The sequence below is a fragment of the Paraburkholderia sp. MM6662-R1 genome, assembly GCF_050436245.1.
GTDB classification, from domain to species: Bacteria; Pseudomonadota; Gammaproteobacteria; order Burkholderiales; family Burkholderiaceae; genus Paraburkholderia; species Paraburkholderia tuberum.
Genome location: NZ_JBNDLV010000001.1, coordinates 4,371,624 through 4,390,985, shown reverse-complemented (window position 1 = coordinate 4,390,985; position 19,362 = coordinate 4,371,624). Strand labels below are relative to the sequence as shown.

Sequence of the window (19,362 nt, the reverse complement as noted above, 5' to 3'; positions counted from 1 at the left end):
CCTATACCACGTTCATTTGCAGTACATATCGTTTGATTCAAACCAGGCGTCCCGGGACCGGACCGCTCAGCCCTCGCCGCACCCTGCCACCGCCACAGCCCGAATCTCGATGCACAACTCGGGAAGCGCCAGTTGTGTTACGCCAACCGCGGTCCACGACGGATAGCGCGCCGGGAAGTACGCGTCCTTGACCGCCGAAAAGGCCTCGATCTCGCCGCGCAGGTCCGTGTGGAACGTGGTCAGCTCCACAATGTCTGCAAGGCTGCCGCCCGCGCTCTCGAGCACGGCTTTCAGGGACTCGAAGGCAATGCGGGCCTGCGCCTCCATACCTTCGCCGGCTTTCATATCGGGGCCGATGCCAACCTGGCCGGAGACCCAGATCGTGTCGCCCACGCGTGTCGCGGGCGAAAAATGGTAAGCGTCGTAGAACGCCTGGAACGGCGGCGGAACGACCGATTGCCGCCTGGTGGACGTTGTCATGATGTGGGTTCCTATGGTCACACGAGTTGACGGAAACACGGCGCGCGAAACGGATCACCTTCTTTTAACCCGGCAAGGTCATCGAGGAACAGGACGCCCGCCGGTGTGAAGCCCGAGACGCTCGGCTGTGGAAGTGGACTGAAAACCGCGTCGTCGCCGAAGAAGCGCAGCACGAGCGTGTGGCGATCTGGAAATGCGGCGTCCACCGCGCCGCCGCCGTGCAGCACGCCGGGATGCAGCAGCAGGACGTCGCCCGGCTCCGTCGCCCACGAAATGATGTCGTAGGCAGCGGGGTCGACCCGGCGCTCAGCTTCGATATTCGGTAGGCGCGGCCACGCATCGCCGCCATGCAGAGGATCAGTCGGATCTTCAGCATTTTGAAAGGTCGTGCCGTCGTGACGCGGGCCTCGATGCGAGCCGCGCACGATCTCGAGCGCATTTTGTTTGGGTACGGCCTCGAAGCTGATCCACGCATTGGCGAAGTGCAACCCCTCCCATGGCAGGTAGGACGTGTCCTGATGCCACGGCGAGCGACCACTCTTGCCTCCGCTTTTGAGAAACAGCTCCTCCGCGAAATACCAGACGCTATCCGAGCCCCACAGATCCGTGAGCAGTCGGCCGAATGGCAATTCTCCAGCCAGCTCGTCCAGACGCTCTTTCGCAAACGGATTGGCGTTGTCGTTGTGCGTCTTGTGCTCCGTGCCTTCGAACAGGCTGCAGGCCATGGGCCCTGGGTTTTCAATGCCCCAGTCGAAGACCTGCCGGCACCTTGCCAACTGTTGCTCGCTGAGAAGACCTTTGACCAGAACGGCGCCGTCTTCCGCAAACGCCTTGTGCGCGACTTCATCCATGATCGACTCCTGAACCGTCAATCGGCGACCAGGTTGCAAACGCTTCCCGTGGCGCCATAAGTAGAAAATACCACCAAAGTTAGGTCATGATACAAAAGTCAAAAAAAGAAGAAAGACAGGGAATTCCCTGCCTTGGTGAGCGTACGGATCAGCCAGCCACTCCGTTAGTCGCGGGATAGGGCTTTCCGCTCCGGCAGGCGGCGTGGGCGACCGAGTCCCTGCCTTCGATTGACACGGGCCGATGGGCGTACTGTCCAGGCTTCCTTGCTTTATTTTGTACTTTGACCTATCTTAGTCATCCTGTACTACTTGATGAAAATATCCGGTATCTGCGGTCGCGCTGGCCGCGGCAGACGAATGGTGTCGCGTCAGCCGTGTTCCTCTGCAAACATCCACGATCCGGATACCAATCGTAAAGACCGGCTTCTCGGATCACTTTTTAGGCGAAATGGCGGTGTCGATGCGGCGTGCGGTCTTGCTCTATGGCGGTGACGTGCTGCAGCCGCTCGGGTAGCAGCCCGGCACCATGGGATCAGAAGGCGCTAGAACGTGGCTTGGAGCGGGTATGCCGCAAACCAGGCGCGACCAACTAGTAACGGAAAGGGTAGGAGACGGTAATGTCCAACATTCTCAGCAATTGGATTTATATGGGCAGCAACGCATACGACGAATACACGTTTGTTCCCTGGCTGAACCGGAACGTCTACCGTCGGACTGTAGACTTTAGCCGAGTCTGCATGCTGTAACTTCCTGGGCAAAAAGACCGGATAGCGGGTGCGATTTACTGCCCTCGTCCCAAGCGAAATATCGGAATCGTTTCACGGAAACGATAATGCGCCGCTGAGATCTTGGTCTTTTGCGCATACAAGTATCTTGGTCTTTTGCGCATACAAGTGCGTATATCGCTGAGATAGAGAGTAATTTTCTTGCGATTTTCAGAAGGTTACTCATTCAATTCGAGTCCTCTCCCAGAACCAAAACAAGGTTTTCCGTGATAAATAGGAGTCCGATTCATCAAAAACATTTTCGACGTACTACCAAATTCTGTTTCTTGCGGTCCAGCGTCAAACATGGCGATCCGAGTGCAAACGGGTACATTCTTGAGCACACAGAAGTTCGAGCTCAAGAGACGTACTCACGAGTCTTGGGAGGCTGCGCCAACGCTAGGACGCTTGCCTCTGGATTCGTAGCAATCCAGCCGTCCAGCATATCTGCCCACGCCTGGAGCATCGCCCTCCTCTGCTCTGCATACTCCGCCTTGTTATAGACCGCGCGCACGCCACGCTGTTCGTGAGCGAGACATTTCTCGATCCAGTCGGTGTTGAACCCTGCTTCGTGCAACAGCGTGCTGGCTGTCCGACGCAGATCGTGCACCGTGAAAGGATCAAAATCTGCCCCGTCGTCGCGCATCAGCTTGACCGTGCTGTCGATAACACGGTTCAGGGTCGCCGCACTTATTGGGGAAGCCGTCTCATAGCGGCCGGGATGCACGTACGAACTCGCTCCGAAGCACGTCTTGAATGCAACCAGAATATCCAAAGCCTGTTGGCTCAGATAGACAATGTGGGGGCGACCGGCCTTCATCCGTTCCTTCGGAATTGTCCAGACTGCGGCGTTGAAATCTATCTCACCCCACATCGCCAGAATGAACTCGGACTTGCGCACCAGCGTGAGCAGCATGAATCTGATAGCAAGACGCAGCGTAGGCATCGTCGGCGTCCGTTCCAGTGCACTGAAAAAGACGTGGATTTCGGCAGGCGACAGTGCCCGATCACGCGGCTTGAAGCTGGCGATGGCAGACGGGCGGATGGCCTCCGCAGGATTGTCCACCTTTAGTCCCCGCGCCTGCACGAAACGGTAGACCTGCAGAACGATGTCGCGCGCCTGCACGGCAGGGGCCGCGGCGCCCCTCTCCTTGATCTTCTCGCAGCGCGCCATTAGTCGTGCGGGCGTGATCTCTTCCAACTTCAGCCGGCCAAATTCCGACGCGAGATTCCGCTGGTATACCGATTTGCGCATCGCTCGTGTTGAGTCGGCAAGGGCAGTCTCCACAAAGTATTTCTCCGCCCACTTACCAAACGTCAGTGCCTCGGTCGCCTCGACCCGTTTCTCGACTTTCGCACGTGAAGGACTTTCTCCGCGTTGGGTTGCTCCGTAGGCTTGATCGCGTAGAAGCCGGGCTTCCGGGAGGCTGATAGCCATTCCGAATCCGAGTTCGTCTGCCTTGCGTGGCTTCCGTGCGGAAAGTGATGGATCGTACCGACCGATAACCAGGGTTTCCCGGCGACCGTTCAACCGGTAGTCGTACCGGAAGCTCACCGCGCCTGACGGCGTCACCGCCGCATAGAGCCCCCGTTGATCGGTGACCTTATAGATTCTTTCGGCAGGCTTCAGCGCTCGCAACTGCATGTCGGTGAGCATAAGAACTCCTCGAACGTATACCGTCAGCCGATACCGTCATACCGCTTTGACGGTATCGGACGAGGCCGTCCGAGGGAGAAATGACGATACCGTCAACAATACCGACATTTCCTTCGGGCACTGTCCGGATTGCAACGGATCGAATCGGACAGTAACCCCATGTTTTTTAACGGAAAAACAGGGAAAACCGGCGCTCCCGGGACGGCTTGGGAGCAGTCTAAATCATTCCCACTCGATCGTCGCAGGCGGCTTCCCCGAGATGTCGTAGACGACCCGGTTGATCCCGCGCACTTCGTTGATGATCCGGTTCGACACATGCCCGGAAGCCTTGTCTGGCGGGGATTCACACGGCTTCAGTTCCTTCCTGTCCAGGCTCTGTCCAAGGGGTCAGAGCAATGAGTATTCGCCGACGTGGTAGCAAATTCCAGGTACGTCTCGCCGTCAAGGGCCACACAGTCACCCAGAGCTTCGAGACTGAAGTCGAAGCACAGCGATGGGAAACCCATCAGAGAATCCTGCTGGAGCATGGCGTTGGCGAGGCCGGAAGCAACAGGTCAGCCTCGACATCTGCCAGGTTCACGCTGGCCGATGCCATCAACCGGTACTATGCCGAAGTCCTCCCCGCCAAACGAGGGCATCAGTCTGAGCAATATCTGCTTCGGTATTGGACGAGGTCGTCCCTCCGAAATCGTCAGGTAAGTGAGATTTCCAGGCAGGATCTCGTTATCGAAAGGGACAAATTGCTTCGCTCTTCCCTGAAGCCGGCCAGCGCACGCCGATACATCGACTGCCTCTCAGCAGTCTTGACGGTGTGCCAAAGAGACTGGCTAATGCTCGACACCAATCCGATAAGCGGGATCCGCAAGCCACCGAACAGCAAGGCAAGGGAACGGCGCGTCAGTCGCCAGGAACTTGACTACGTTCTTCATGCTGCCCGCTTCGCTCCCGACCTCCAGACGATAATTCGACTCGCAGTTGAGACTGGGATGCGTCGTTCCGAGATCCTGAATCTGGAATGGCGATATGTCGACCTCAGCAAGCGCGTCGTCAGGCTACCACTGACCAAGAACGGCGATACCCGTACCGTCCCACTGACACTGGAGGCGACGAAAACCCTTAGGTCCCTCCCCCGCCAGACGGAGGGACCACTCTTCAGCAAAAACGGCACAAGTTTGTCAGGAGCGTTTCAGCGGGCCGTGCAGCGGGCCCGCCACGCATACGAACAGGAAGCGGAAGAACGCGGCGTATCCGCAAGCGAGGTTAAGCATGACCTTTTCCTTCAGAATCTGCGCTTCCACGACCTGCGGCATGAATGCATCAGTTCCCTGGTTGAAAGTGGCTTCAACCTGATTGAGGTCGCAAGCATTTCCGGGCATCGCACGATGCAATGTCTGAAGCGGTACACCCATCTGCAAACAGGACTTCTGATCGAGAAGCTGGATCGTATGTCCCAACCATCGACAACGACACCTCGTTCGGTCGGCGCATCTTTGAATAGGCCAGCTGAACGACCACCAGGACATGACTAGCCCGAGGTGAAACAGCTATAGGTTTATGAATAGACGCGTGTAGCACCATCGTCGGCAAGCGGCGGCAGGCCAAGCCTCTTCTGGATGTCGCCGTTCCGAACCGGTGGCCACACGTTCGCCTCCCCGATCAATACGGTCGGCGGCTCCTGAATACAAGACACGTATGCGCCTGTAAGCTTGTGGATCCGGTCGGCAAAGGGTTGCGGAACATGGTGTTCGTCGATCCATTGTTCGACATCCGCAGGGAATGCACCCAGCAGCTTTGCAGCCTTCGCGGTGCCGCCCAGCCGTTCAATGTGGAACAGGACGTCATTGTGCATTGCCTTGAAGCGGGGCCTGCCGGTCGCCGGGCTGAGCTCGATTCGATGCTCGAGCACGTTTTTGAGCGTGGTGATATCCATCAACGTGTACCACGTAGCATATGAATATCGATCGCTGACGATTTGGCGACGATCTTCGCCTTGTCGATGTTCGGAATCCGGCCGTTCTTGATCCAGGCGTGAATCGTTGCATTACTCACGCAGACGAGATTAGCTGCACGGGTTGGACCGCCAATTATATCGATTGCACGACGCACAAAATTTTCAGAATTGAACATTTTTCCTCCATTCGGTTATCAATATCAAGATAATTTCTTGACATGTCCATATCTAAATTTATTTTAATTCGTGACAGAGGCTCGAGATAATTTTCGTTAAATTTTTCTATTTTTGGCTTGTTCGTAAATCTCAGCGGGTTCCGCAGAAGTGTCGGCCGAGAAGAGAGGTTTGTGACGGAGTGACGGGGATGTGACGGGGCCGTCAGGGTGATAAACCGTGCTGAGCAAGATTGTGACAATGTGACCTTTGTGACAGGAAAAATATATTAGGCTTACCCGATCCTCGGCGTTCCGAAATTCGGTTCGCCTGGAATCGGTCGACAGTCGATTCACGGACGTCGCCCATCCGCCGCGTCACAAACGTCACAGTGTCACAGTCGTTATGTGGGTTAGGGTTCTTTCTGTCACGTTTCAGGTCTGGCGACGTCACAGCTGTCACTGGCAAGACGTCTGCAAACACATATGTTATTTCCAGTCGCTATTTGATACAGACCTACAGGCTGAGTATCGTTCCTTGATCAGCCCGAAACCACACGCCTCACCTCGAGAACGGAACTCAGCATTCCACGAAAAGTGCGTGCTTTTTTGGTCCGATGACCTGCACTCCCGAAGTTGCAGCCCGAACTCTGACCGCTTTTTTGACTGGCGATCGTGAGCGGGCCGAACGATCGTTCCGTTGCCGCGTATGTAAATAGTTAAATATCGCTTGAAAAAATTATACCGATTCGATTGTTGCGTTTGGCGCAACGAAGCAAGCGCCAGACTTCTCGATTAACCTTGCGCGATAACATCAAGTTTAATATTGTTGAAGGCAGCCTATCGCTGTGGGCGATTGGGGAGAGATATGCCAACCGAGGCTTCTGCCGCCGCGTCTGTCGCCGCCTCTGCCGCAATTGCGGAAATCAGCGGTCGGGTTGAATTCTGGATCACGGCAGTACTGTCTGCCCTCACTGTGCTGTTAGCGGTTTTAGCGATCGTCGGCACTTTTGCTGCCGTCAAAATCTTCGAGCTCAATCGACAATATAAAGATAAATTCGACGACTTGATTGAGCAGCACAGAAGAACAAGTCATCTGGTTATTGCCACTTCAATCCTAGCTTTTTCAACGATTCCAAAAATAACTTTTACTCAGCAGATTCCATCCGTAGTAATTGAATATTTGCGAGCCGTCGATGGAATTTTCAGTGGGCCATCCGGAGAGAAATTCTGGGAAGCCATATCTCAATCTGAGAAACAGACAATTGCCAAGCTCGCCTATTCTAGGGCCCTTTATTGGTTAGGGACAAAAGCAAATTCGAGAAGTGCACTAATCGGTTACTCAGGACAGGTTGATGGCTTAAGTGACCTTGCTAAAGTGTTGGTCGGCAAAATACGACAGCCCTCCCGCTCGACGGTAGAACTTCTTGATATAGCCATTCAAGCGTGTGAGCCCCCAAACCAAGCAGATCTGTTTATGGGAGATCTCCTTGTTCGGAAGTGGCAAACCTTACGGCAAGCGGGGCGCCTGACAGATTTGGATCGGGCTTTCAACGTCACCATTGAGTTAAACGAGAGGTATCGGACGTCCCATCTCGGCCGTCTTAATCTGTGGAGCCCATGGTGCGAGACCATCGTATATTTGCAACGCGCCACACTCGTCGGGACGTCAATGGAACGGGCAGAACTATACAAGAAGGCGGTCGAAGTGTTGCGACCATGCTATCTAAAGTCGAAGAGCGAGTTACCGGGCCTAAGCAATGCTTCAGGCGACGAAATGAATTCGATTGAATATTATATGGCAAAATCGCTCTGGTCATTAAAATTGTGCTCCCCACGAATTTTCGATGCACTAGCGCAAGGTGAGGCAAAAATCGGAAATTTGTTAAAGACATCGATCAAAGAAAGCTTTAAATTGTTTGAAATGTCACGCAGTCACACGCAAGCTGATCCATGCATATGCGCCATATACAATTTTTGTGCATCGTTGATTATTGCGGTGGCGATCGAGCTTCCAGAAACAAACGGGGAAGATGATTTCAAAACTTTCCATCCCGATTTGCGTTCGATTGATCAGGCACGAAACCATGCTATCCGCTGCCTAAAGACGGCTGAAGAAATAGTCAATGAAATTCCTCTTTATCGATCGGTTGAAACGTTTATTTATTGTGAACGGCTAGAGCGATTAGACACCATCTCCACCTTCCGGGGAGATATCGATTGGGTGCGAGGCGCCTTGCAGACGGATGGTTCCACGCCGCTATCAAATTACTATCGTACGTGAGGTGCGACATGCAACTAGATCATTTAAACTCCATCATCAATGCCCATGATGCCTGCACGAATAGGTTCTTTGAATATATAGAGGGCGGCCTCCAATTGGAGGATTTGCGTAAAATTTGTCCAGAATATCTGTCTTTTACATCGGCATTTCCCGGCATCCTCGCGGGGTTAGTATCAAGTACTCGTGGAGGTGTGCAATTTTATCTCGTTTCAATTTTATATTCTGAACTGGGTTCCGGCGTCGAATCGAAAGCTCATAGTCGCCTGTTTCGCACACTATGTGAAGAGGTCGGCATATCTGATGTTACAGACGACGTAAACATAAGACTACCCTCGACCAAAGCTTTGGTCCACGGCCTGCATCAAATTTACCATGACGGCAATCAGGTTATTCAAGGCTTAGGAGCCCAATATGCTCTCGAATTTCAAGCGGATCACATGTTAAAGGAATTTCGAAAGGCGTTCGCTTGGTTTGATTGGCCTGGATCGAAGGGATCCGAAGGATTAATTTTCTTTGAGGTTCACCGGAGCGACGAACCCGACCATAGCGACGCCATGCGAATGGCGTTGATGCGTTATATCAAGGAAGAGGATCAGTTAAAGGAAGCCGAAAAGGGTGCTCGAAAATGCCTCGATCTACTCGCGGGCTTTTGGGAGGGTCTTTATGAAACCGTCAATGGTGGCGCATCGAAACGTTGAATGCGTCGCGGCATCGACATTTCCCACATCCAGGGTCGTCAACGAGCGCACGTTCACGATTGCCTCGGTGTCTCCGCGTTTGCGCGTCAACTCAACGCAGCCCAATCTCATCGATTCCCCGCATAAACTGCTGCTGAAGCCGTCACGACACCCAGTAATGCGCCGAGGCCGACCAGCCCCGCGTACCGAGAAAATCTGACGATAAGCTCGTTGCGCTTCCGAATGCGCGCCTCTTCCTCCGGATCACGTGCAGTCTCCGCTTCGGTTCCGCAATCGTCCGACCACTGCCGCTCCTCCTGACGTCGACGCCAATAGTCTTCCTCTTCACGCTCACGTTCCTCGTCGAGCATAGCTTGGTCTCGGTCCCTCTTTCGCTTGCGCTCTTCTTCCTCAGATCGTTCCTGCTCTTCTGCGTATCGGCGCATTTCGTCCTCGTCGTCGTAACGCGTGAATTCGAGCTCGTCAAAGTCCTGGTACCGCATTTCCGCCTCCACGCATGTGATTCGTCCAATCAAGTGTATGTGATGCCGGCCCGCAGCGACGTTACTTGCAAGACGCACGCTCTACGAAGTACGACGTTCAATTTTCCTCCTCAGCCTTGGTACAAGAACAATACCGGGAACAACCAGCTTCCCCTGCATCCAAGGAGTCGCAAGTGAAGAAAGCTATCATGAGTTTTCTGCTGTTCGTGATCGTCGAAGCTGTCAGTGCGGTCGTCGCTTATGTAACTGACCGATTGATGGGCGATCGTCGTCGCTCAGACGATGGATCGGACTACGATCCCAACTTCGCCTGCTGCTAACTAACGTCTCGCTTTCGTCCTGCTGATCTTGCCGGACGCTTTCCTCTCGATTGCATTCACGGCCCGGTTTCGCCAGGCTGGATGCGCTCGTCCATTGGAGCAAAAAATGCATCTCGTGAAAAACATGGCGTACGTCGGGGAACAGCCCTGGCACGGTTTAGGCAATCAACTCGCCCCCAACCAACCGCTGGAAGTATGGGCTACCGCTGCCGGCATGGACTGGACAATCGAAGAAGCCGAAGTCCGCTTCGTTGCAGGAAGCGCGGGCCTCGGCTCAATTCACGCCTTTCCCGAGCAGAAAGTTTTGTACCGTTCGGACACGAAGGCGCCGCTCTCGGTCGTGTCCAGCCGATATCAGGTCGTACAGCCTCATGAGATTCTTGAGTTTTATCGGGACCTCACGGAAGTCGGCGGCTTCCAACTGGAAACAGCAGGTGTTCTCAAAGACGGCAAAAAATTGTGGGCTCTTGCTCGCACCGGTCAGGGGGTTGCTCTAAAAGGCGGGGACGAAGTGAAGGGATACATTTTGCTCGCCACAGCCTGCGACGGGACGCTGGCGACAACGGCGCAATTCACGTCGATCCGAGTCGTCTGTAACAACACACTCGCCATTGCTCTCGGCGAAAGCGATGCCGCAATCAAAGTCCCCCACCGCAGTCAGTTCAATCCGGATGCCGTAAAGCGTCAACTCGGCATTGCCATCTCTTCCTGGGATGCGTTCATGGTCCGAATGAAGGCTTTGTCCGAGCGGAAGGTCAAGTCCGAAACGGCGGAAGCGTATTTCCGTCGTGTGTTGACGTATCCAGTGAGCGCCACTCAGGGCAATTCGACGACAGCGACGAACGATCGGGCCATCAAGGCTGTTCATGACTTGTACGCCGGCCGGGGAAAAGGCTCCGACCTCGCCTCAGCTTCGGGCACGGCGTGGGGTCTTGTCAATGCCGTGACGGAGTTCGTCGATCACCAACGCCGGGCGCGTAGCGACGATCACCGCCTCGATGCAGCATTGTTTGGTCCGGGCGCAACGATCAAACAGAAAGCCTGGGAAGAAGCATTACGCCTCATCGTCTGAACCACCAACCACTTCCAACGTTGTACTGGCAGCCCAAATCGAACTTCGGTTCACCGGGCTTCTTTCATTCAAGGAGCGAAAGATGAGCCTTACGTCACAAGATGCAAAGCCGGATAAACAGAAGCCTGCGCTTCGACTAATCAACACGTTGAATCTCGACCGTGAAGACTGGCTCGCTGTCCGCAAAACTGGCATTGGTGGATCCGACGCAGCGGCTGCTGTTGGCCTTAACCCGTACAAATCGATGCTGGAACTCTGGCTCGAAAAGACAGGCCGCGATGCCGATCTCGAAAAGCCCGATCCTAACAATACGACACACCCCGTTTTCTGGGGAACATTATTGGAGCCGATTGTCGCCGCAGCCTACACGCAGCAAACGGGCAACCGTGTCCGCAAAGTCAACGCCGTGCTTCGGCATCCGACCCTGCATTTCATGTTGGCCAACTTGGACAGGGAGGTGACCGGCGCTGATGTTCAGATCCTCGAATGCAAGACTGCTGGCATCAACGGGGTGAAGCTCTGGAGAGACGATGTCCCTGAATACGTCCAGTTGCAGGTCCAGCATCAGCTTGCCGTCACAGGAAAGCAGGCTGCTCATGTCGCCGTTCTCGTGTGTGGTCAGCAACTCGACGTGCATCGCATCGAGCGAGACGACGAGCTGATCGCCAAGCTGATTGAACTCGAAGCACGCTTCTGGCAATACGTCGAAAGCGATACGCCGCCGCCAGCGGACGGTACGGACTCGGCTGATCGAGCCTTGCGTTGCCTGTTTCCGAGAGACGCCGGAAGCACGGTCGACTTCAGAGACGATCGAAACCTGTCTGCGACGTTTGCGGATCTGGTTACCGTCCGAGCCGAAATCGAAACGAGGGAAGCGCTCGAATCAAAGCTCAAGCAAAGCATCCAGCAGGCGATGGGCGATGCGTCACGAGCCATCTTCGAAACGGGCGAAGTGTCGTTCAAACGCAGCAAGGACAGTTCCGGCATCGACTTGAAGAAGCTACTCGCCGACCACCCCGACGTGCAACAACAGTACGCCATCACGAAGCCCGGCTCCCGTCGGTTTCTCATTTCAGACTAGAACAGGAGGCTGTATGTTGAAAGGTCTTGCGATCACTCCGCCTGTTATCGGGCGGATTTCGATCGGTCGAGTTGTCGAGAAGAATGGAAAGCGCTTGCCCGAGAAGTCGGACGAGTTTCAGCTCACCAGCCAGGTGCAGTGTCGTGACGGCTGGGTGTTACATCCGTTCGACGAGGCGCTTCGACAGGCAAACGGCGGCGGCAAACTGCGCTCGATTCTGGTCCGTGTGTTGTTCAATGATCCCGACCTGAATTTGCGTGCCGAGTACTCCATGTTCGACCGGCAAACAGGACGACCAGTATGCGTCGGCAACGGCGAATCTTGCCGGCGTATCGGTGACGATGGCGTTGCAACGTTGCCGTGTCCGTCGCCGGACTTGTGTGCGTTCGGCAAAGCCGGTGGCTGCAAACCCTACGGTCGGTTGAACGTCGTTATTGGCGACGATGACGAACTGGGGTCCTTCATCTTCCGCACGACGTCTTTCAACTCGATACGCACTTTGGCTGCGAGGCTTCGGTACTTCAGTGCCGTATCGAGTGGGCTGCTCGCAACGATGCCGCTTGAGCTGAAGCTGAGAGGTAAATCGACGGCACAAAGCTACCGGTCTGCAATTTACTACGTCGACATCGTTGTTCAGTCGGGGCTGACGCTGGAAGAAGCCATTGCTCGTGCCCGCGAACTCGACAGCCAACGCAAGGCTTCGGGATTCGACCAAGCTGCGCTCGATGACGCCGCTCGGGCTGGATTCGGGAATGGCGCTTTCGAGGAGTCGGGGGAAGACGTACCTGCGGTGGTCGAGGAGTTTTATCCGGAAAGCGAAGGCGGAGTCGAGACGGAGGCCGACAACGGTTCGCGGGCGACGGGTCTGAAGGACAAGCTCGAACGGAAAGTTGCGATGCGCGTGGGAGGCGCATCATGATTTTCATTCGAATCATCCTGTTCCTGACCGTAGCGCCGTTTCTGCCGATCGTCGTCGGTTTGGTCTGGCTCTGGCTTGGACACAAAATACTGACCTGCATATTCGGGCGTTGAGGCGCTCGTTTGCTCTTGCTCCGGCAAGGGCTTTTCTTTAGTTCTTCGCGGATTTATTAGTGGACCGCAAAAAGGGCAGCTTATGGTCGGCCATTGGATATTCACGCCTCTTGCCCGCATAGGACGATATCTGCTTGGCCTTATCAGTTGAGGCACCAGAGACGCCAGACGTACATCCGGTAGAGCAACTGGGAGTGACCGGTAGCCTAGCGAACCTGCTAGCATTGTCATAAGAATATATCGGGGGCGTTATGAAGTATGTATTTCGCAGAAATAGTTCAGTAGGCGCAATGGACGCGGAGTCAGACGAGCAGTTTTTGCGTGACTGCTTCCTTGATACCGGCGACCTCGAATCTCTAATCAGCTCCGATGATCCCAAGCGCATTGTCGTCGGTCGCGTCGGCGCCGGGAAAAGCGCTCTGCTTACACGTCTCCTTGAAACGCAAACAAATGCATTCGAGGTGCGAGCAGAAGCGCTCTCTCTGAGCTACGTTGCGAATTCCGACATAATCCAGTTTTTTGAATCCGCTGACGTTAAACTCGACTTGTTCTATCAGCTTTTGTGGAAGCACGTATTCGTTGTTGAATTGCTCCGCAGACGCTATCGAATATCGGAGGGTGATCCCTGGAGTTTCCTAGATCAATTTCGTGATATTTTTATCAGAGATCAGGCGAAAAAACGCGCCGTTGACTACCTTCGCCAATGGAATGATCAGTTTTGGCAGGACACAGAAATCCGCGTCAAAGAATTTACGACGAAACTGGAGAAAAAACTTTCTGGAACAGTCGATGCAAAGGCGTATGGGATCACACTAAATGCTTCCGGCGCAAAAAATCTAACTGACGAGGTGAAATCCGAAGTTCTCCACAAGGCCCAGTCCGTGGTTAACGAAAATCAGGTCCGAGAACTTGGTGAGATCATAACGTTGCTGGCCGATGAAATATTCACCGATCCAAAAAATCGGTTTTACATTGTTATTGATAGGCTGGATGAATCATGGGTTGATGACAGAATTCGATACAAATTGATCCGCGCCTTGATTGAAACCGTTAAAGCGTTTCAACGCGTCCGTTCGGTCAAAATCGTGATCGCAATACGAGAGGATTTACTACGCACAGTCTTTGAATCCACGCGAGACGCCGGGTTCCAAGAAGAGAAATTCGAAAGCCTTATTCTGCACTTGCGATGGAGCAAATCACAACTGAAGCAACTACTTGACCTCCGGGTCGACAAGCTGATTAGGGAACCCTACACGCAGAAGAGGGTGTGTTTTGACGACATCTTTCGCGGCGCAGTGCGTGGCGAGTCTGCTATCGATTACCTGGTCGGTAGAACGTTATTCCGGCCACGAGACGTCATTGCATTTGTGAATTGCTGCATTGAACTTTGCGAGGGGAAAGAATATGTTCCTCCGTCAATTGTTCAGGATGCAGAGAGAAAATATTCCGTCGGCCGCATGCGTTCGCTCCGTGACGAGTGGAGTGGGCACTTCTCCTCCTTGAGCGCTTGCGCAGAGCTTATACGGGGGCGCCAATCCCATTTCAAATATTCGGAAATTACTGAGCACGACCTGATGGAATGTATTCAAGAGCACTGGGGTGAATTTTTAGACAACGATCCACTCAGAATGGTTGCAAATGAATACCTGCAAAATCAACGGAGTGCAAATTCTTGCATCATACAGATGCTGAAGATTCTTTATACTACATCGATAATCGGAATTAAGCCGGAAGCTACAGAGAGAGTAAGCTGGTCACATCTCGACGACCGTGGAATATCTGAGGGTCAATACAAAAAGAGTTCCGCCATATACGTTCACCCGATGCTTTGGCGCGCCCTGGACATTGTCCCGCCCGCGCGCGCAGACCGTCGTCGACGCACGACCGATGAACGACAGAAAAGATGACTGTAAAAAAAGAGCTTAAAGCAGGCGCAAAAAGGCTCGGTCTGCTAGCGGCGGAATATTCATCTTAACGGGTCTTTGCATGAGCCCTTTTTCGGCCGCTTGCGACGATAGGAATGGGCAGCCAGTACGTCGTTTCGTATCCTCCAAATTTGTTCGTTGCGCTATGTGCCTGCACTCGTCTGTCCTGTTACGACCGCATCGATGGACGAGCCAATAGGCGGTTCTTTGAAGGGTCTAGTTAGAAAACAAGTTCGTTTCATTCGACGAGTGGGTCGATTCCCGGCGTAGAAACGGCGCATCCTCGAATTCAGTCAGCATCCGACCCTGCGACGTGACCGCCGAAGCCTTTCCATTCAGGGTAATTTGTAGCCCCGCTGTGGAGCTTGGTAATGACCAGCTTGCGGCAGTCGTTCAAATTCGGTTGATTGCTTCTCATCTTAGGCTAACGGGGCTCATGCCTTCCCCAGGGGATCTGTGTAGCAGACGGCCCCGCAACACCGTTTCTAACTTCGAGATTGCATATTTTTCTTTGGGTGGCATGGCTCAGCTATGCAGAGTTCGTATAATTAGCCGATCGATCATAATCGGGGCCGGCTGTGGCAGCAAATTTCAACGAAATCGCATGGTTCATCTGGTCGGTTGCCGACCTTCTTCGGGGCGACTACAAGCAATCTGACTACGGCAAAGTCATCCTGCCGTTCACCCTCCTGCGGCGCATGGATTGCGTCCTTGAACCCACCAAAGCCGCGGTACTTAAGGAGTTCGACGCCAAGAAGGACATGGGGATTGAGCTTTTCCCGTTTCTAACCAAGAAAGCCGGACAGACTTTCTATAACGCTTCGCCCTTCGATTTCGAGAAGCTACAAGGCGACCCCGCGCATATCAAAGCAAACCTGACTGCTTATGTCAACGCCTTCTCCGAGAACGCGCGGGACATCTTCGACCGATATGACTTCCTGAAGCAGTTGGACAAACTCGACGACAGCAATCTGCTCTACCTCGTCACCCAGAAGTTCGCCGGCATCGATCTTCATCCAGAACGCATAACCAATGCAGACATGGGACTGCTGTTCGAAGAACTGATCCGGCGCTTTGCCGAACTTTCGAACGAGACTGCCGGGGAGCACTACACGCCCCGGGAAGTCATTCGCCTGATGGTCGACCTGCTATTCACGGTAGACGATGATGCGTTGAGCAAGCCGGGGGTCGTCCGAACTGTCTACGACCCAGCCGCAGGTACAGGCGGCATGCTGTCAATCTCCGGGGAGCACCTCCGAAAGCTGAACCCTGATGCACGCCTCGTCATGTTCGGGCAGGAACTCAACGCCGAGTCGTATGCGATCTGCAAGGCGGACATGCTTATCAAGGGCCAGGACGTCGGGAACATCGCTTTTGGCAATACCCTTTCTGACGATCAGCACGCCGGGAAGGACTTCGACTACATGCTTTCCAATCCGCCATTTGGCGTCGAGTGGAAGAAGGTAGAGAAAGATGTTCGTAAGGAACACGAGCAGCGGGGTTACGAAGGCCGATTCGGTCCTGGCCTGCCTCGGGTGTCGGACGGCAGCCTGTTGTTCCTGATGCACTTGCTGGCGAAGATGCGCCCTTATGACAAGAACAAGGATCAGGGTGGTTCCCGCGTCGGCATCGTTCTGAACGGTTCCCCGCTCTTCACGGGCGGTGCTGGTTCAGGCGAGTCGGAAATTCGTCGCTGGATCATTGAGAACGACTGGTTGGAAGCCATCGTGGCGTTGCCGACAGACATGTTCTACAACACCGGCATCGCAACCTACGTCTGGATTCTGACGAACAAGAAGAGCGCCGAGCGCAAGGGCAAGGTTCAGCTCATCAATGCCGCTGAGTTCTACGGAAAGATGCGCAAGTCGCTGGGCAGCAAGCGCAGGGAGCTGGGTGAGACCGACGTCAGCACCGTTGTCGAAATTCACGGCCGGTTCGAGGAATTGCGCTATGTCAAGGTGACTGGCAGTTCCGGCGAAGTGCTGTCGGAAGGATTGAAGCCCGCGGACGAAGCTCTGCCGCAGCATCCTGACGACGGCAAGGTCGAAAGCTGGATGGTCTCTCGGATCTTCGACAATGCTGACTTCGGCTATTCGACGATCACGGTCGAGCGTCCGTTGCGGAACGAGCGAGGTGAAATCGAGCGGGACAAAAAGGGCAAAGCCAAGGCTGATGCCAAGTTGCGGGATACAGAAAATGTGCCGCTGAAGGACGACATCGACGCCTACTTCATGCGGGAAGTGCATCCGCACGTGCCTGATGCATGGATCGACGAGGAGAAGACAAAGGTCGGCTACGAAATCCCGTTCAATCGCTTCTTCTATCAGTACACCCCGCCGCGTCCGCTGGAAGTGATTGACGCTGAGCTCAAAGCGGTGACGAGCGAAATTCTGGCGCTGTTGCAAGAGGTGACGGAGTGAAGCTTAAGCCTTATCCAAAGTACAGGCCATCGGGCGTCGAGTGGCTTGGGGATGTACCGACGCATTGGGGAGTGGCGCCGTTTAAGTGGCAGATCGAGCGTAACGACGGTGGAGTTTGGGGCGATGATCCTGTCGCCGACGAGGGTACTGTCGTCCTTCGCTCCACTGAGCAGACCGTTGATGGGCACTGGCGGATTGACGAACCAGCAAAGCGACTCCTGAATGAGACTGAGCGAACGGCTGCCCTTCTTCGTTTTGGAGATTTGCTGGTTACGAAATCCAGCGGTAGTGCGCTTCACATCGGAAAGACAACCATTGTTGATGCAGAGGTCGCTGGACTCAAGTCTTGCTATTCGAATTTCATGCAGCGCATCAGGACTAGGCCCTCGCTCTTGCCGCGCTTAGCTTGGTATTTGATGAACAATCGGCTCGCCAGGTTGCAATTCGACTTGCTCTCGAATTCCACTACGGGTTTGGCGAATCTGAACGGAACGATGATTGGGCGGCTTCTTTTGGCGGTACCACCGATTGAAGAGCAATCGGATATGGTTGGCTTCCTAGACCAAGAAACCACCAAGATCGACACGTTGATCGCCAAGCAGCGAAAGCTGATTGACTTGCTGCAGGAGAAACGTCGGGCGGTGATATCCCATGTTGTGACGAAGGGCCTTGACTCGACTGTGCCGATGAAACCGAGCGGGGTGGAGTGGCTGGGGGATGTGCCCGAGCATTGGCAGGTAATGCGCCTTGCGACTCTATTTCGTGAGGCGACCGAAAGCGGTTCGGCAGAGTTGCCTGTGTTGAGCGTATCGATTCATAGCGGTGTCTCCGATAGAGAGCTTGATGAATCTGAGATGGATCGAATGGTCGCACGAAGCGAAGACAGATCGAAATATAAGCGAGTCAGACCCGGCGATCTCGTTTACAACATGATGCGGGCTTGGCAGGGCGGCTTTGGTACGGTGGTCGTTGACGGCACGGTGAGTCCAGCGTACGTGGTCGCTCGCCCTCAAACGCAGCTGAATACGGCGTATCTAGAGCTTCTTTTGCGTACGCCTCAAGCTGTTGAGCAAATGCGTCGATACTCCCAAGGTGTAACAGACTTCAGGCTTAGGCTGTACTGGGACGAGTTTAAGGGTATCTCAGTTGCATGCCCGCCGTTAGACGAAGCAAATGACATCATGAAGTTTGTCGATATGGAGGCTTCCAAGATCGATACCCTCATCGCCAAAGCCCAGCAAGCCATCGAGCTGCAGAAAGAACACCGCACCGCTTTGATCTCCGCTACAGTCACGGGCAAGGTCGATGTTCGAGAATTGGTCGCACAGAAAGTCGCCGAGGAGAAGGCTGCATGACGGATCGCTTTCGGGAACTGGTCGTGAACGATAGCTTGGTTGACATCCAATACAAAACAGATCCGCCCACGGAAACGGTCAGTCCCCGCGTCACGTATGATCGTGATGACGTACCCCATGTCTACTGCATGAAGAAGACCATACCTCTGTCGGCTTTCATGGAAAGGTATGCCCGAGGCGAGCAAAGAATGTGGCTGGCGGCATATCGTCCCAGCAATGGCCGCCAGACCACGATTACCTTTGCCAAGCACGACCGACTGACATTCGGGAAGCGATTCATAGACGCAGTCGCAGCTGAACGAGCTCATCTCTTTGCACCTGCCCAGGATTCCGATGGAGACGCGTCGGCGCCGCCGCCGATTAGCTCCAAGAAAACTGCCGAGGTTTCAAGCAAGGCAGCTAAAAAAATTTCACTCGAAGAACTCGAGCTGTCGCTGGCTCTGCAGCGGGAGATCGGGCGGTTAGGCGAAGATGCAGCATATCGCCACGAATATGTCCGCCTCCATGCACTGGATTGTCCCAACCCTGCGGAACACATTGTGCGCATCTCAGAAGACGATGTCGGGGCTGGGTATGACATGCGCAGCACCTTCGCCGGCCAGACCAGATACATAGAGGTGAAGGCATCAACGACCCGGATGGATTCCTTTTATATATCCGAGAACGAGCGGGACACCCTTGCGAAGGTCGGGCAGGAAGCGTTTATCTATCTCTGTCGCGTCGATAGGGATGCACCCAAGAACTCCGCTGTCGTCCGGGAAATCCGTGACCCCATGAATCCAGAATCGGGGATCCTCCTGGAAGCAGTAGCGTACAAAGCCAAACTTAGCAACTGACG

The 19,362-nt window shown here is 54.3% G+C and carries 17 protein-coding genes and 1 pseudogene; 11 read left to right on the top strand and 7 right to left on the bottom strand.

Annotated features, from left to right (window positions below; translation table 11 throughout):
- Positions 1-66 precede the first annotated feature (66 nt).
- From OKW39_RS20765 to OKW39_RS20750, 4 genes and pseudogenes are all read right to left on the bottom strand, one after another.
- The gene (locus OKW39_RS20765; protein ID WP_429563408.1) at positions 67-480 is read right to left on the bottom strand and encodes a RidA family protein; all 414 of its coding nucleotides are present in this window, start codon (positions 478-480) and stop codon (positions 67-69) included.
- A 17-nt stretch (positions 481-497) separates the two neighbouring features.
- Positions 498-1,331, bottom strand: coding sequence for a phytanoyl-CoA dioxygenase family protein (locus tag OKW39_RS20760; protein WP_429563407.1), 834 nt, complete (start codon positions 1,329-1,331; stop codon positions 498-500).
- Between the two features lie 1,122 nt (positions 1,332-2,453).
- Positions 2,454-3,752, bottom strand: coding sequence for a tyrosine-type recombinase/integrase (locus tag OKW39_RS20755; protein WP_429563406.1), 1,299 nt, complete (start codon positions 3,750-3,752; stop codon positions 2,454-2,456).
- 222 nt (positions 3,753-3,974) lie between these two features.
- A pseudogene (locus tag OKW39_RS20750) lies at positions 3,975-4,073 on the bottom strand (hypothetical protein); the annotation flags it as partial.
- A gap of 74 nt (positions 4,074-4,147) precedes the next feature.
- Between OKW39_RS20750 and OKW39_RS20745 the strand changes: the two are divergent.
- Positions 4,148-5,281 carry a tyrosine-type recombinase/integrase gene (locus tag OKW39_RS20745; protein WP_429563405.1) on the top strand — a complete coding sequence of 378 codons (1,134 nt, stop codon included), beginning with the start codon at positions 4,148-4,150 and terminating at the stop codon, positions 5,279-5,281.
- Between the two features lie 23 nt (positions 5,282-5,304).
- Here the strand turns inward: OKW39_RS20745 and OKW39_RS20740 are convergent, their stop codons facing one another.
- Both OKW39_RS20740 and OKW39_RS20735 read right to left on the bottom strand, forming a co-directional pair.
- A complete protein-coding gene (locus OKW39_RS20740) occupies positions 5,305-5,682 on the bottom strand; it encodes a hypothetical protein (protein ID WP_429563404.1) in 378 nt (125 codons plus the stop codon).
- Positions 5,682-5,879, bottom strand: coding sequence for a hypothetical protein (locus tag OKW39_RS20735; protein WP_429563403.1), 198 nt, complete (start codon positions 5,877-5,879; stop codon positions 5,682-5,684). The genes OKW39_RS20740 and OKW39_RS20735 overlap by 1 nt, the downstream gene beginning before the upstream one ends.
- Before the next feature lie 844 nt (positions 5,880-6,723).
- On the opposite strand from OKW39_RS20735, the gene OKW39_RS20730 reads away from it, so the two are divergent.
- Positions 6,724-8,139, top strand: coding sequence for a hypothetical protein (locus OKW39_RS20730; protein ID WP_429563402.1), 1,416 nt, complete (start codon positions 6,724-6,726; stop codon positions 8,137-8,139).
- An 8-nt stretch (positions 8,140-8,147) separates the two neighbouring features.
- Positions 8,148-8,837: an iron-containing redox enzyme family protein gene (locus OKW39_RS20725; RefSeq protein WP_429563401.1), complete on the top strand. Its 690-nt coding sequence runs from the start codon at positions 8,148-8,150 to the stop codon at positions 8,835-8,837.
- 107 nt (positions 8,838-8,944) lie between these two features.
- Here the strand turns inward: OKW39_RS20725 and OKW39_RS20720 are convergent, their stop codons facing one another.
- Positions 8,945-9,319, bottom strand: a complete 375-nt coding sequence (locus tag OKW39_RS20720; RefSeq protein ID WP_429563400.1) for a hypothetical protein — start codon at positions 9,317-9,319, stop codon at positions 8,945-8,947.
- 173 nt (positions 9,320-9,492) lie between these two features.
- Between OKW39_RS20720 and OKW39_RS20715 the strand changes: the two genes are divergently transcribed.
- The 8 genes from OKW39_RS20715 to OKW39_RS20680 all read left to right on the top strand — a co-directional run bounded on the left by OKW39_RS20715 (position 9,493) and on the right by OKW39_RS20680 (position 19,360).
- On the top strand, positions 9,493-9,639 hold the full coding sequence (locus tag OKW39_RS20715; protein ID WP_429563399.1) for a hypothetical protein: 147 nt from the start codon (positions 9,493-9,495) through the stop codon (positions 9,637-9,639).
- Between the two features lie 106 nt (positions 9,640-9,745).
- Positions 9,746-10,711: a DUF932 domain-containing protein gene (locus OKW39_RS20710; RefSeq protein ID WP_429563398.1), complete on the top strand. Its 966-nt coding sequence runs from the start codon at positions 9,746-9,748 to the stop codon at positions 10,709-10,711.
- An 82-nt stretch (positions 10,712-10,793) separates the two neighbouring features.
- Complete coding sequence (locus OKW39_RS20705; RefSeq protein ID WP_429563397.1) at positions 10,794-11,792, top strand: YqaJ viral recombinase family protein; 999 nt, start codon at positions 10,794-10,796, stop codon at positions 11,790-11,792.
- Positions 11,793-11,805: 13 nt separating this feature from the next.
- Positions 11,806-12,711 (top strand): hydrolase or metal-binding protein, encoded by a 906-nt coding sequence (locus OKW39_RS20700; protein WP_429563396.1) that lies wholly within the window; start codon positions 11,806-11,808, stop codon positions 12,709-12,711.
- Between the two features lie 364 nt (positions 12,712-13,075).
- A complete protein-coding gene (locus OKW39_RS20695; RefSeq protein ID WP_429563395.1) occupies positions 13,076-14,731 on the top strand; it encodes a P-loop ATPase, Sll1717 family in 1,656 nt (551 codons plus the stop codon).
- A 596-nt stretch (positions 14,732-15,327) separates the two neighbouring features.
- Positions 15,328-17,169 (top strand): type I restriction-modification system subunit M, encoded by a 1,842-nt coding sequence (locus OKW39_RS20690; protein ID WP_429563394.1) that lies wholly within the window; start codon positions 15,328-15,330, stop codon positions 17,167-17,169.
- Entirely contained in the window at positions 17,166-18,524 is a 1,359-nt protein-coding gene (locus OKW39_RS20685) for a restriction endonuclease subunit S (RefSeq protein ID WP_429563393.1), read from the top strand. Before OKW39_RS20690 ends, OKW39_RS20685 begins: the two co-directional genes overlap by 4 nt.
- Positions 18,521-19,360, top strand: coding sequence for a DUF3883 domain-containing protein (locus OKW39_RS20680; protein WP_429563392.1), 840 nt, complete (start codon positions 18,521-18,523; stop codon positions 19,358-19,360). Before OKW39_RS20685 ends, OKW39_RS20680 begins: the two co-directional genes overlap by 4 nt.
- Positions 19,361-19,362 lie beyond the last annotated feature (2 nt).

Excerpts from the sequence above, each read along its gene's own strand:
- OKW39_RS20765 (WP_429563408.1), bottom strand. The coding sequence starts at position 480 with ATGACAACGTCCACCAGGCGGCAATCGGTCGTTCCGCCGCCGTTCCAG.
- OKW39_RS20760 (WP_429563407.1), bottom strand. The coding sequence starts at position 1,331 with ATGGATGAAGTCGCGCACAAGGCGTTTGCGGAAGACGGCGCCGTTCTG.
- OKW39_RS20755 (WP_429563406.1), bottom strand. The coding sequence starts at position 3,752 with ATGCTCACCGACATGCAGTTGCGAGCGCTGAAGCCTGCCGAAAGAATC.
- OKW39_RS20745 (WP_429563405.1), top strand. The coding sequence starts at position 4,148 with ATGAGTATTCGCCGACGTGGTAGCAAATTCCAGGTACGTCTCGCCGTC.
- OKW39_RS20740 (WP_429563404.1), bottom strand. The coding sequence starts at position 5,682 with ATGGATATCACCACGCTCAAAAACGTGCTCGAGCATCGAATCGAGCTC.
- OKW39_RS20735 (WP_429563403.1), bottom strand. The coding sequence starts at position 5,879 with ATGTTCAATTCTGAAAATTTTGTGCGTCGTGCAATCGATATAATTGGC.
- OKW39_RS20730 (WP_429563402.1), top strand. The coding sequence starts at position 6,724 with ATGCCAACCGAGGCTTCTGCCGCCGCGTCTGTCGCCGCCTCTGCCGCA.
- OKW39_RS20725 (WP_429563401.1), top strand. The coding sequence starts at position 8,148 with ATGCAACTAGATCATTTAAACTCCATCATCAATGCCCATGATGCCTGC.
- OKW39_RS20720 (WP_429563400.1), bottom strand. The coding sequence starts at position 9,319 with ATGCGGTACCAGGACTTTGACGAGCTCGAATTCACGCGTTACGACGAC.
- OKW39_RS20710 (WP_429563398.1), top strand. The coding sequence starts at position 9,746 with ATGCATCTCGTGAAAAACATGGCGTACGTCGGGGAACAGCCCTGGCAC.
- OKW39_RS20705 (WP_429563397.1), top strand. The coding sequence starts at position 10,794 with ATGAGCCTTACGTCACAAGATGCAAAGCCGGATAAACAGAAGCCTGCG.
- OKW39_RS20700 (WP_429563396.1), top strand. The coding sequence starts at position 11,806 with ATGTTGAAAGGTCTTGCGATCACTCCGCCTGTTATCGGGCGGATTTCG.
- OKW39_RS20695 (WP_429563395.1), top strand. The coding sequence starts at position 13,076 with ATGAAGTATGTATTTCGCAGAAATAGTTCAGTAGGCGCAATGGACGCG.
- OKW39_RS20680 (WP_429563392.1), top strand. The coding sequence starts at position 18,521 with ATGACGGATCGCTTTCGGGAACTGGTCGTGAACGATAGCTTGGTTGAC.